At 50.0% G+C, this 13,697-nt stretch carries 9 protein-coding genes; 1 reads left to right on the top strand and 8 read right to left on the bottom strand.

Annotated elements, in window-relative coordinates; translation table 11 throughout:
* The first annotated feature begins 61 nt into the window (after positions 1-61).
* On the top strand, positions 62-1,333 hold the full coding sequence (locus XMA127_RS00525; RefSeq protein WP_173482761.1) for an O-acetylhomoserine aminocarboxypropyltransferase/cysteine synthase family protein: 1,272 nt from the start codon (positions 62-64) through the stop codon (positions 1,331-1,333).
* A gap of 57 nt (positions 1,334-1,390) precedes the next feature.
* Here the strand turns inward: XMA127_RS00525 and can are convergent, their stop codons facing one another.
* The 8 genes from can to XMA127_RS00485 all read right to left on the bottom strand — a co-directional run bounded on the left by can (position 1,391) and on the right by XMA127_RS00485 (position 13,694).
* Complete coding sequence (can, locus tag XMA127_RS00520) at positions 1,391-2,089, bottom strand: carbonate dehydratase (RefSeq protein WP_173484443.1); 699 nt, start codon at positions 2,087-2,089, stop codon at positions 1,391-1,393.
* A 58-nt stretch (positions 2,090-2,147) separates the two neighbouring features.
* On the bottom strand, positions 2,148-3,212 hold the full coding sequence (gene hemE / locus XMA127_RS00515) for a uroporphyrinogen decarboxylase (RefSeq protein WP_173480114.1): 1,065 nt from the start codon (positions 3,210-3,212) through the stop codon (positions 2,148-2,150).
* Positions 3,213-3,321: 109 nt separating this feature from the next.
* Positions 3,322-4,746, bottom strand: coding sequence for an FAD-dependent oxidoreductase (locus tag XMA127_RS00510; RefSeq protein ID WP_173484442.1), 1,425 nt, complete (start codon positions 4,744-4,746; stop codon positions 3,322-3,324).
* Between the two features lie 59 nt (positions 4,747-4,805).
* Positions 4,806-9,260: a glutamate synthase large subunit gene (gene gltB / locus XMA127_RS00505; protein ID WP_173480112.1), complete on the bottom strand. Its 4,455-nt coding sequence runs from the start codon at positions 9,258-9,260 to the stop codon at positions 4,806-4,808.
* Positions 9,261-9,442: 182 nt separating this feature from the next.
* The gene (aroB, locus tag XMA127_RS00500) at positions 9,443-10,525 is read right to left on the bottom strand and encodes a 3-dehydroquinate synthase (protein WP_173480111.1); all 1,083 of its coding nucleotides are present in this window, start codon (positions 10,523-10,525) and stop codon (positions 9,443-9,445) included.
* A gap of 14 nt (positions 10,526-10,539) precedes the next feature.
* Positions 10,540-11,064 carry a shikimate kinase AroK gene (gene aroK, locus XMA127_RS00495; RefSeq protein ID WP_305792067.1) on the bottom strand — a complete coding sequence of 175 codons (525 nt, stop codon included), beginning with the start codon at positions 11,062-11,064 and terminating at the stop codon, positions 10,540-10,542.
* Between the two features lie 14 nt (positions 11,065-11,078).
* Positions 11,079-13,142 (bottom strand): type IV pilus secretin family protein, encoded by a 2,064-nt coding sequence (gene pilQ, locus XMA127_RS00490; RefSeq protein WP_254448368.1) that lies wholly within the window; start codon positions 13,140-13,142, stop codon positions 11,079-11,081.
* A gap of 3 nt (positions 13,143-13,145) precedes the next feature.
* On the bottom strand, positions 13,146-13,694 hold the full coding sequence (locus XMA127_RS00485; protein ID WP_173484440.1) for a pilus assembly protein PilP: 549 nt from the start codon (positions 13,692-13,694) through the stop codon (positions 13,146-13,148).
* Positions 13,695-13,697 lie beyond the last annotated feature (3 nt).

Raw genomic sequence — 13,697 nt, 5'->3', positions numbered from 1 at the left:
GTACAAAATGTCTATCTATTTTGCATTAAGCGTAGATCAATAAGAAGAGAAGGAAAGATAAATGAAATTGGAAACACAAGCGGTACACGCGGGCTATCAAATCGATCCAACCACCAAGTCGGTTGCGGTACCTATCTACCAGACAACCTCTTACGCTTTTGACGACGCACAGCATGGCGCTGACCTATTCGACCTTAAAGTAGTCGGCAACATCTATACGCGCATCATGAACCCAACGACTGACGTTTTAGAGCAGCGTGTCGCAGCGCTAGAAGGTGGCATTGCCGGTCTTGCCGTCGCTTCAGGTATGGCAGCGATCACTTACGCCATTCAGACCATTGCCGAAGTCGGTGACAACATCATCTCGGCCAGCGATCTTTACGGCGGTACCTACAACCTATTTGCACACACACTGCCACGCCAAGGCATTGAGGTACGCTTTGTAGCCAGCAATGACATAGCCGCCATCGAATCTAAAATTGATGCGCGTACCAAAGCGCTCTACTGTGAATCGGTTGGCAACCCATCGGGCCGTGTTGCAGACATCGAAGCACTGGCAGAGGTCGCACACCGTCACGGCATCCCGCTGATCTGTGACAACACCGTTCCAAGCCCTGCGCTTTGGCGTCCCATTGAACAGGGTGCCGATATCATCGTGACTGCTGCCACTAAATACATCGGCGGCCACGGCAACTCCATTGGTGGTGTGATTGTCGATTCCGGCAACTTCCCTTGGGCTGAGCACGCGGACCGCTTCCCACTACTTAACACACCAGACATCTCTTACCACGGTGTTGTCTACACAGAAGCCTTTGGTCCGGCTGCATTCATCGGTCGCTGTCGCGTAGTGCCTCTGCGTAATACCGGCGCAGCGATCTCACCAATGAACGTCTTCTTGTTGCTACAGGGCATTGAGACCTTGCCACTGCGTATGGAACGCATCTGCTCAAACGCACAGAAAATCGCTGAGTTCCTTGAGAATCACGATCAGGTAACTTGGGTGAAATACGCAGGCCTTGCCTCGCACCAAGATAACGCACTGGCTAAGAAGTACATGGACGGTAATGCGTCTGGTGTCATGAGCTTTGGTGTCAAAGGTGGACGTGAAGCAACGCGTAAATTCTACGATGCTCTGCAGATCTTCCTGCGCCTAGTGAACATCGGTGACTGTAAGTCACTCGCCTCTATCCCCGCCGAAACGACTCACCGTCAGTTGAATGCCGAAGAATTAGCCTCTGCCGGTGTTACTGAGGATATGGTGCGCCTATCGATCGGTATTGAGCACGTTGACGACCTGATTGCCGATCTTGATCAGGCATTAGCAAGCGTCTAATACGAAGAAGAGCCAACAAAAAGCCCGCTGATGCGGGCTTTTTACTGTTTACTCGATCTAATCGTGATCGCAGAAGGTACTGCAGGTGTGACCTTCAACCTGCTTGCCTTTCGCCTCAATCAGATTGACCGCATCGATAAAGGTAGGTCGGATTGTCTCTTTACTGCTGACTGTGAAGCCAAGATCACGCAATAGGCCATCACCGAGACCGTAGATCCAACCGTGCACATTAAGCTCTTGCCCCCGCGCCCAAGCATCGGTAACCGTGGTGGTGTTACAAACATTGAGCGCCTGCTCGACGACGTTCAGCTCACAAAGACGATCAACCTGGTAAGGTTTCGCTTCCCACTGACCGAGGAACTTGCGATGGTTGTAGTAGACATCACGAATGTGGCTTAGCCAGTTATCGATTAGGCCGTGACGCTCATCTTCCATAGAGGCAACGACACCACCGCATCCGTAGTGACCCACGACCATAATGTCTTTGACTTTCAATACATCGACTGCGTATTGAATCACCGACAGACAGTTCATGTCTGAGTGAACGACAAGATTCGAGACGTTGCGGTGAACAAACAGCTCGCCCGGCATGAGATCTACGATCTCATTGGCAGGGACGCGACTGTCAGCACAGCCTATCCAGAGATACTCCGGTGCTTGCTGTGCTGCCAAGGTTGCGAAAAACTCTGGATTAGCCCGGTGGATCTTTTCCGACCAGCCTCGGTTTTTTTCAAACAGCCCACTCAGTTTTTTCATCGTCTCTCGTCTACCGCAGTCTCAGTTTAATCCTGGTGCTTCTTATTTGTGGCGCTTCTTATTTATGGTAAGGGGCACTCAGCTCATGCACTGCATCGACAAAGATTTTGGCATGATCTGGGTTCACAAACTGGTGAATACCGTGGCCAAGGTTGAATACGTGACCGGTACCCGAACCGTAACCTTCAAGAATACGGCTCACTTCAGCGCGAATAGTATCAGCCGGCGCATAAAGTACCGATGGATCCATGTTGCCCTGCAGGGCCACTTTATCACCGACACGACGACGCGCATCTGCAATGTCTGTTGTCCAATCAAGACCCAGTGCATCCGCACCCGCATCAGCCATCGACTCAAGCCACTGACCGCCGTTCTTAGTGAACATGATCACCGGTACTTTGCGACCATCGTATTCACGAATCAGACCATCGGCGATCTTCTTCATGTAGTCGAGTGAGAAGGCTTGGTACATAGGACCGCTCAGAGCACCACCCCAAGTATCAAAGATCTGAACCGCTTGAGCACCGCTGCGAATCTGCTCATTTAGGTAGAGCGTGACCGACTCAGCAAGCTTATCCATCAATTTGTGGAGTACTTCTGGTTGTGAATACATCATCGCTTTGATGTGACGGAAGTCTTTAGAAGAGCCCCCTTCGATCATGTAAGTCGCCAGTGTCCATGGGCTACCAGAGAAGCCGATTAGAGGAACACGGCCGTTCAACTCGGAACGAATGGTCTTCACCGCATCCATCACGTAGCCAAGATCTTTGACTGGGTCTGGAACCGGAATCGCGTCAACGTCTGCCTCTGTGCGTACCTCTTTCTTAAAGCGTGGGCCTTCACCCGCTTCAAAGTAGAGACCTAGACCCATCGCATCTGGAATAGTCAGAATGTCAGAGAATAGAATTGCCGCATCCAGATCGAAACGCTCTAGAGGTTGAATGGTCACCTCACAGGCTAGATCTTTGTTCATGCAGAGTGACATGAAGTCACCCGCCTGGGCGCGTGTTGCTTTGTACTCAGGAAGGTAACGACCCGCCTGGCGCATCATCCATACTGGCGTGTAATCGACTGGCTCTTTCAATAGAGCACGAAGAAAACGATCATTTTTCAATTCAGACATGTTCGCAAATTCCTAAAAATAACTGCGCAGATTGTACCTGCTTTGAGCCTGTTAAGCAGTTAATAAAAAGCCGCTGGGGTCAGCGGCTTTTGATGTAGATCAGCGAGGATTAAACCTCTAGGTAATCAAGAATACCTTCAGCTGCGTTACGGCCTTCGTAAATCGCGGTTACGACCAGGTCAGAGCCACGCACCATATCACCACCGGCAAACACTTTAGGGTTTGACGTCTGGAACGGCAGGCGATCACCCTCTAGTGCAGCATCGACACGACCGTCTTGGTGAAGGTTGATACCGAAATCAGCCATCCAAGGCGCTGGGCTAGGACGGAAACCGAATGCAACCAATACCGCATCAGCAGGTAGGATCTCTTCTGAACCTTTGACCACTTCTGCGCGACGACGACCGTTCTCATCGGGCTCACCCATCTGAGTGGTAACCACTTTGATACCGGTTACTTTGCCGTTCTCACCAACCACTTCAACGGGCTGACGGTTAAACATGAAGTTGACGCCCTCTTCACGCGCGTTTTCGACTTCGCGCTTAGAGCCTGGCATATTCTCTTCGTCACGGCGGTAAGCACAGGTTACGCTCGCCGCTTTTTGACGGATCGAGGTACGGTTACAGTCCATCGCAGTGTCACCACCACCAAGCACAACAACTCTCTTACCTTCCATGCTGATGTATTCAGAAGCATCTTTCTCGTAGCCACGGCAGTGGTTTACGTTAGAGATCAAGAAAGGCAGTGCATCGTAAACACCGTCAAGGTCTTCACCTGGGAAACCACCCTTCATGTAGGTGTAAGTACCCATGCCAAGGAAAACTGCATCGAACTGATCAACCAGTTCCTGCATCGTGATGTCTTTACCCACTTCAGTGTTCAGTTTGAACTCAACACCCATCGCTTCGAAGATCTCACGACGCTGAACCATGACATCTTTCTCAAGCTTAAACTCAGGAATACCGAAGGTCAGTAGACCGCCGATCTCTGGGTTACGATCGAATACCACTGGCTTAACGCCGTTACGCGCAAGGATGTCGGCACAACCAAGACCTGCAGGGCCTGCACCGATGACAGCAACCTTCTTATCAGTCCAGGTTACATTGGACATGTCTGGACGCCAGCCCATAGCAAAAGCGGTATCCGTGATGTACTTTTCTACCGAACCGATGGTCACTGCACCAAACTCTTCGTTGAGTGTACAAGCACCTTCACAGAGGCGATCTTGTGGGCAGACACGGCCACACACTTCTGGCAGTGAGTTTGTCTGGTGCGACAGAGTAGCCGCTTCAAACAAGTTACCCTCTGATACCAGTTTCAACCAGTTAGGGATGTGGTTGTGTACCGGACACTTCCATGAACAGTATGGGTTACCACACTCAAGACAACGGTGTGCCTGTGCATTAACGTCCTCTTGTTCAAACGGCTGATAGATCTCAGCAAACTCGCCACGGCGTACTTCTGCTTCGATCTTTTCTGGGCCCTTACGGCCTACTTCAACAAACTGAAAATTGTTGTGAAGACGGGTAGTCATAGTCCCACCTCTTGTCTAAGCCCAGACGCATCTGGGCGATAATCTAATAAACCTAAATCTTACTCTGGAGCGTGTGTCATGCTGTTTAGCAGAACATCTAGGCTCGCCGCTTTTGGCTTAACCAGCCAGAAACTGCCGAGGAAATCTTCGTAGTTATCAAGAATTTCCTGACCCCACGCACTGCCCGTTTCACGAACGAATTCGATGATCACTGAGCGTAGGTGGTTTTTGTACTGCTCCATGTGCTCGGTGTGGATACGGTGAATATCAACCAATTCGTGGTTGTACTTATCCACGAAGCTACGATCTTTATCCAGTACATAAGCGAAACCGCCCGTCATACCTGCACCAAAGTTGTAACCTGTATCACCCAGAACCGTTACCAAACCGCCTGTCATGTACTCACAACAGTGATCACCGGCGCCTTCAACCACGGCGTGTACACCTGAGTTACGAACACCGAAACGTTCACCTGCACAGCCCGCTGCGAACAACTTACCGCCTGTTGCACCGTATAGACAGGTGTTACCGATAATCGCAGTCTCTTGTGAGGCGTAAGTCACTTCTGAGAATGGTTTGATGACGATCTTACCGCCCGCCATGCCTTTACCAACGTAGTCGTTCGCATCACCCTCTAGAAGAAGGTTCTGACCACCGGCGTTCCAGACACCGAATGATTGACCTGCATGGCCACGGAACTTAAAGGTAATTGGGTTGTTTTCCATGCCCAAGTTGCCGTGTTTCTTAGCGATAGCACCCGAGGTGCGTGCGCCCACTGAACGGTCACAGTTAGTGATTGTCAGTTCAAACTCACCGCCGGCTGCTGAATCGATTGCAGCTTGCGCCATCGCTAACATGTCAGTGTTTAGACGGCCTTCATCAAACGGAACGTTGCGCTCTTGCTGAACCGTCTGTGGACGATCTGCTGGCACACCGGCATCGCTGATGAGTGGCGAAAGATCCAGTGATTTCTGACGATCTGTTTTGCCTTCAATGATCTCTAGTAGATCAACACGGCCAACCATCTCTTCGACAGTGCGCAGACCCAGCTGAGCCATGATCTGACGAACCTCTTCTGCCACAAAGCGGAAGTAGTTCTTAACCATCTCTACAGTACCGCGGAAGTGATCGCTACGTAGACGATCATTCTGCGTCGCAACACCGGTCGCACAGTTGTTCAAGTGACAGATACGTAGGTACTTACAACCCAATGCAACCATTGGCATGGTACCGAAACCGAAGCTCTCTGCACCCAGTAGCGCGCCTTTAACAACGTCTAGACCCGTTTTCAAACCACCGTCTGTCTGCAGACGAATCGCACCACGCAGGTGGTTACCGCGCAGTGACTGGTGAGTATCGGCTAGACCAAGTTCCCAAGGTGAACCTGCGTAGTGAATCGATGTTAGAGGTGATGCCGCAGTACCACCGTCGTAACCAGAAATTGTGATCAAATCTGCGTAGGCTTTTGCTACACCACAGGCAATGGTACCGACACCTGGACGAGAAACGAGCTTCACAGAGACCAGACCTTCAGGATTCACCTGTTTAAGGTCGAAAATAAGCTGCGCCAAATCCTCGATCGAGTAGATATCGTGATGCGGTGGAGGCGAGATCAATGTCACACCTGGCACCGAGTAACGTAGGCGCGCGATTAGGCTGTTAACCTTACCACCTGGTAGCTGACCACCTTCACCTGGTTTCGCGCCCTGAGCCACTTTAATCTGCATAACATCAGCATTCACCAGGTATTCCGGTGTCACACCAAAACGGCCCGATGCGATCTGCTTGATCTTAGAGCGCTTAATGGTGCCGTGACGGACAGGGTCTTCACCACCCTCACCTGAGTTAGAGCGACCGCCCAGTTCGTTCATAGCAACAGCTAGAGCTTCATGCGCCTCTGGAGAGAGTGCACCGAGCGACATTGCCGCTGTATCAAAACGTGGGTAAATCGCTTCAGCGGGTTCTACTTCATCAATACTAATCGGAGTGACATCTTTAAGCTTAAGCATGTCACGAATCGTCGCGATGCCACGTTCGTTAACCAGTTTAGCGTAACGGTCGTAGTGCTTCTGATCACCCGACTTAACCGCTTCGTGGATTGCTTGTACCACGTCTGGGTTGTAAGCATGGTACTCACCACCAAACTTGTACTTCAGTAGACCGCCATCAGTGATTGGCTTACGTGCGATGAAGGCTGTTTTAGCCAACGCCGCTTGGTCCTCTTCAAAGTGAGCAAATTTAGAGCCCTGAATACGGCTAGTAACCCCTTTGAAACAGAGATCAACCACTTCATCACTAAGACCGATCGCTTCAAACAACTGAGCACCACGGTACGACGCGATGGTCGAGATACCCATCTTAGACAAGATCTTGAACAGGCCTTTATCAATACCTTTACGGTAGTTCTCATGGCTTTGTAGAGCATCTTGTAGCATCTCACCAGTGCGACAAAGATCAGTCAGCACACGGTAAGCCAAGTATGGGTAGACCGCGGTTGCACCAAAACCGAATAGCACTGCGAAGTGGTGTGGGTCACGAGCTGTACCCGTCTCTACAATGATGTTGGCATCAGTACGGATACCAGTATCGATTAGACGGTGGTGAACAGCACCCGTCGCCATTGCTGCATGGATAGGTAACTTACCCTTCTCGATGTTGGCATCCGATAGGATGATGATCGATTTTCCAGCACGAACCTCAGCTTCAGCCTTATCACAGACAGCAACGATCGCTTTATCAAGCGATAACTCTTCTGGGTTGTAGTTAAGATCGATAACAGCAACTTCAAACCCTTTTTCATCGTTGTCACGAATACGGTAGAACTTGCTTGCAGAGAGTACTGGCATCGTCAATACAACACGACGAGCGTGATCCGCAGTCTCTTCAAATACGTTTTGCTCACGACCTAGGCAGGTCTCTAGTGACATCACGATCGCTTCACGTAGTGGGTCGATTGGTGGGTTGGTCACCTGAGCAAACTGCTGACGGAAGTAATCGTATGGCGAACGAATCTTCTCTGATAACACGGCCATCGGCTTGTCATCACCCATTGAGCCAACCGCTTCCATGCCACTTTCGCCCAACGGACGAAGCACCTGGTCACGCTCTTCAAAACTTACATTGAACATCTTCATGTAAGTCTTGGTCTCTTCTGGAGACATATCACTGAGCGCTTCCGCTTCAACGGAAAGATTCATCGTGTTCTCTAGACGCAGTGTGTTCTCTTTCAACCACTGCTTGTAAGGCTGTGCCTTCTTAAGACGATTATCGACATCATCAGTGTGCAGTACATCACCTGTCTCTGTATCGATTGCCAGAATCTGACCCGGTCCAACACGACCTTGAGCAACAATATCGCTTGGCTCGTAGCTGAATACACCGATCTCAGAAGCGGTACAGATCATGCCATCTTTGGTCATCACCCAACGAGATGGACGAAGACCGTTACGGTCTAGAAGACAGACCGCGTAACGACCGTCAGTCATAACCATACCAGCAGGACCATCCCAAGCTTCCATGTGCATCGAGTTGTACTCGTAGAATGCACGTAGCTCAGTGTCCATGGTGTCAACGTTCTGCCACGCAGGTGGAATGATCATACGAACCGCGCGGTAGATATCGATACCACCAACCAGTAGGAATTCGATCATGTTATCCATTGATGACGAGTCAGAGCCGGTGGTGTTAACGATTGGCTGTAGCTCATCAAGATTTGGAATCAATGGAGTAGCAAATTTAGAGGCGCGAGCACGTGCCCAGTTGCGGTTACCTTCAACCGTGTTGATCTCGCCATTGTGGGCAAGGAAACGGAATGGCTGTGCAAGAGGCCAGCGCGGTGCTGTGTTCGTTGAGAAGCGCTGGTGGTAGGTACACACCGCTGTCTTCAACTCAGGATCTGCAAGGTCTTTATAGAACACAGGAAGATCGACCGGCATCATCAAGCCTTTGTAGCTGATCACGCGCTCAGATAGGGTACAGATGTAGAAATCTGCATCATCAGACAGAGCGATCTCAACTTTACGGCGAGCCACAAACAGCGCAACTTCAAGCGCTTTTGCATCCATGTCTGACACATTGATCAGAACTTGTTCGATCTGTGGAAGCGTCTCTTTCGCGATAGGACCAAGGCAGCTGTCATCCGTCGGAACTACACGCCAGCCAGCAACGGTAAGGCCCTGCGCTTCAAGTTCGCGATTCATGACAGTACGAGCATTGTCAGCCGCCGCGGCATCCTTAGATAGGAATACCATGCCAACAGCAAAGGTGTCAGTTAGGTCGACATTCAACTCATTCTTAGCGGCTGCACGCATGAAATCGCGTGGCATCTGCATCAACAGACCACAGCCATCACCCGTCTTACCATCCGCTGCAATACCACCACGGTGAGTCATGCAGGCCAATGCTTCAATGGCGTTATCAAGTACCTTATGACTTGCTTCGCCCTGCATGTGGGCCATTAGACCAAAACCGCAGTTATCTTTAAATTCATCCGCGCGATACAGACCGTTGCTCATACGCTATTCCTACCTAAAAACTTAAATAAAATCAGGCACTTAAAACCTGAATACACCTCTAGAGAAATGACACAGAGGCAAAATGGGACCGTAATTCTACACTTCTACGGCTCTGGCTACAAATCGACCAAGAAAAAACAAAAAACGCGCCAAGTTGGCGCGTTTTGTAAGTCGGAATTTTTTTATTCGCCGCTGTAGTGCTGCTTTAGTGTCGATTTTAGGGCTTCGGGGTCGACCTCGCTGGTAACGACTGCCTGACCTAGCTGTTGCAGCAAGACGAGTCGAATCTGACCGTCTAAAACCTTCTTATCAACCGACATCAACTCAATAAACCGATCCGGCGTCATATCTGCTGGAGGTGCTATCGGCAACTTCGCTCGACGCAAGAGTGTTTCAACACGTGCTAAATCAGCAGGCTCTAACCAACCGAGACGCATCGAAAGATCTGCAGCCATCCACATACCTGCTCCCACCGCTTCACCATGCAGCCAATTTCCGTAGCCCTGATCAGTCTCAATGGCATGGCCAAAGGTGTGACCAAGATTCAAAATGGCACGAATACCGCCTTCACGCTCATCTTGTGCAACGACCTCTGCTTTGATTTCACAAGAACGTTTAATGGCATATGCCATCAACTCAGGATCACAGTCGTTAAGTCCATCGATGTTCTTCTCCAGCCAAGCAAGAAATTCAACATCGTAGATCAAACCGTACTTGATCACTTCAGCAAGACCCGCGGCCAACTCACGCTCTGGGAGTGTCTTCAAGACATCGGTATCGGCCAATACCGCTTTGGGCTGATAAAAGGCACCGATCATATTCTTACCCAGCGGATGGTTAACGCCCGTTTTCCCCCCCACCGATGAGTCTACCTGAGAGAGCAAGGTTGTCGGTATCTGAATGAAATCGACACCACGCTGATAGGAGGCCGCTGCGAAACCAGTCATATCTCCGATAACTCCACCACCTAGAGCGATCAGTGTGGTCGTGCGGTTGTGGCGCATCTGCAACAAGGCATCGAAAATAAGGTTAAGAGTATCTAAAGTTTTGAATGACTCACCGTCTGGCAGAATCACTTCGTCCACTTGAAGGCCAGGAAGCTGGTCACGCAGCGCGCTCAAGTAGAGTGGAGCAATCGTCTCATTGGTGACGATCATTACCTGCTTACCCCGAACCGCACCCGCAATATCTACTTTCTGAAAAAGATGGTCGCCTACGTAGATAGGGTAGCTACGGTCACCTAAGTCGACTTTTAACTCTTGCATGCGATGAATCCTGACTACGCGCTTTTCAGAACGCGATGTTTTTTAAGGGCTTTGACGATCTCACTGATGACCATACGCGGATGTCTGCGATCAGTGCGCAGTATCATATCGGCGGTGTCGCGGTAGAGTGGATCTCGTTTTTCTAAAAGGGTCTCTAGTGTCTTGCGAGGATCTTGGGTTTGCAGCAGAGGACGGTTGCGATCACGCGCGGTGCGCTCAATCTGCTGATCAATACTGGTTTCTAGGTAGATAACGAAACCACGGCTGCGGAGGAATTCTCGGTTGGCTGGGCGCATTACAGCACCACCGCCCGTCGCTAAGACGATGTCATCTTGCTGAGTGATTAGATCGATAACCGTCTGCTCGCGATCGCGAAAGCCCTCTTCACCTTCAACATCGAAGATCCAAGGAATATCGGCGCCAGCACGGTCAACAATCACTTTATCGGAGTCAATAAACTCCAATTTCAGCTCGTTAGAAAGCAAACGCCCTATGGTGCTCTTTCCAGATCCCATAGGGCCAATTAAAAATATTTTCAAAAAACAGCCTTACACTACCGCACGTTCAGTGACTCACGAATCAGTTTCGGGGTAATGAAGATCAACAACTCGTTCTTCTGTTCTGTGGTCTGTCGATTTCTAAACGCAGCACCAATAACAGGCAGGTCACCTAGACCTGGAACCTTCTGAACACCATCGGATGCTTCAGTACGGAATACCCCACCAAGCACTATGGTATCACCATCGTTAACCACAACCGAAGTAGTTAATTGGTTTGTATTGATAGAAATTTCACCATTAGCCAAGGTTGAGCCCACACTGTCCTGATTAATTGCTAGATCCATAGCGATTCGGTCACCAGGGTTTAGCTGGGGTGTTACGTTAAGCGAGAGCGCGACATCTTTGAATGCGGTTGTCGTTGTACCGTCTTCAACCGTTTGGTACGGAATCTGTTGCCCAGAGGTGATATTCGCCGCCTTACCATTGGTTGTAATCACCTTAGGTTGTGAAATCACCTCACCATTACCTGAGCTCTCAAGCGCAGAAAGTTCAGCCGAGAGCAGAAGCGAGTTTTTGATAAAGCCGACCGCTAAAGAGGGGCCTGCCACACCGAAGTCCACATTCAAACCAGACTGAGTGACGCCCGCTACACCTGGCGCCGTAATGCCTGAACCAAACGAAAGCTGACCATCACCCAATACGGTGGTTGGGCCATTAGCAAAGCCCCATTTAACGCCAAGACTTTCAGAGAAGTTCGCCGAAGCCGTGACTACGCGCGCTTCCACCATGATCTGAGCGACTTCAACATCAAAGCGCTTCAGGGTACGGCGGATATCTTCGATGGCTGCGTTAGTCTCACGCACCATTAGGACGTTGGTTTGGTCATCAGCCAATACAAAACCACGCTCACTGATCAGATTGGCCGCCGAAAGATACTCTTTCATCTCTGAAGCACGTCGGTAATCGATCTGAATGTACTCGGTTACCAGCGGCGCCAGCTCTTTAACCTGTTGCTGGTTTTCAAGCTCTTGACGTTCACGATCAGCAATTTGTGTTGCATCGCCCACTAGCATGACGTTACCCACGACACGCTTGTCCAGACCGTTGGTCTTCAAAATAATATCCAACGCCTGATCCCAAGGAACATTCTTCAGACGAAGCGTGGTATTACCGCTCACTTCATCGCCTACCACTAGGTTCTTCTCTGCCACTTCCGCAATGATCTGAAGGACTGAGCGTACTTCGACATTCTGGAAGTTTAGATCGATCTCTTCACCGGTAAACGGGAACAGATCTTTCTGAAGGTCCGCTTGAGCACTCAAAGAGATCGGTTTGAAATCCAGCACTAGTTGATTGTTGGATTGGTACGCGAGGTAATCGTAAGGGTCGCTAGAGGGCAGAATCAAAATTGCCGCACTGCCATCAGCATTCATCGAGTCGATAAAGTTGATCGGAGTCGCAAAGGCTTTGACATCAAGCTTTTGAGAGAGACCGGGTGCCAAGGTTGCCCCGACCAGATTCACAATGACGCCGTTACCCTCTTCGATGATATCCAAACCAGCACGATCGTCACTTAGAGAGATCGTCACTCTACCTTGATTGCCCTCTAAGCGCTCAAAATCGACACCCACCACTCGTGTTGAGTCATCCATCACCGTTTTTGGAGCAGGAGCTGCTTTAGATGCTGTTGCTGCAGAATCGGCAGAAGCTTGAGTTGCGTTACCCATTGAGAGGATCAACTGATTACCCTGCACTGAGGTTTGGTAGCCAACCGATTCCGTCAGCTCGACAACGACACGAAGGCGATCGTTCGTTTCTGCAAAACGCAGTTTTGATACAGGACCAGAGCCAACACTGATTGAACGATCCAACTGCTCAGATTTATCAACACCCCACAAATCAACCACCAACCTCGCAGGTGTATCCACTGCGTAAATTTTTGGTTCGGCCGGCTGATCAGTGAAGTCAAACCTCAACTCTGTCTGATTGCCCGGCAGCGCAGTCGCAACCACTGCATTTAACGTTTGCGCCGATGCCATCGTCGACATAAGCATCAAAGTGACCAGAGTAACTAAACGCTGAACCGACATATTTAATTTCCATCTCTTCATATTCATGGCTTACTCCAATCCCGGCAGTTTGACGACTCTAGGTCTACTCATCCAGCCGCCGCGGCCGTTCGATACAATCTCTTTCAACTCAATACCGCGTTCATCAATATTCACTACAACACCATAATCGATGCCCATGCGGGCACCCATTTTAATTTGATGCACTTCAGAGTTACTGTCTCTGACAAGGGCGATCAATTGACCATCCATTGGCGAGGTAATTGTCCCTACCATCTGCAACTGCTCTACAGGAAACTCTTCCAAGTACTCTTTAATACGATTGAAATCAGGCATGATTGTAGGAGCAACCACGACCTCATCGTCATCGAGAAACTGTTGTGGCAATAGCGGTACAAAGGGATCACGCTGCCAAGGCCCTTCATATATAAAGGCTTCGTAGGCGATCAGTTCAGGCAGTGGTTCAATGCCACCCCCAGGCGCTGCCAGCTTCTCACGAACAAAGAGTTTAAGGTCCGACGAATCATCTACCCAGATACAACCCTGCAAAAGCGATGCCAATAGCGCGATTATAGAGAGATGTTTGATTGTTCTATTCATCAC

The organism is Marinobacterium sp. xm-a-127, from assembly GCF_013283425.1.
Lineage (GTDB): Bacteria > Pseudomonadota > Gammaproteobacteria > Pseudomonadales > Balneatricaceae > Marinobacterium_E.
The sequence above is the reverse complement of the archived record's forward strand: the minus strand, read 5'-3'. Positions and strand labels throughout refer to the sequence as shown.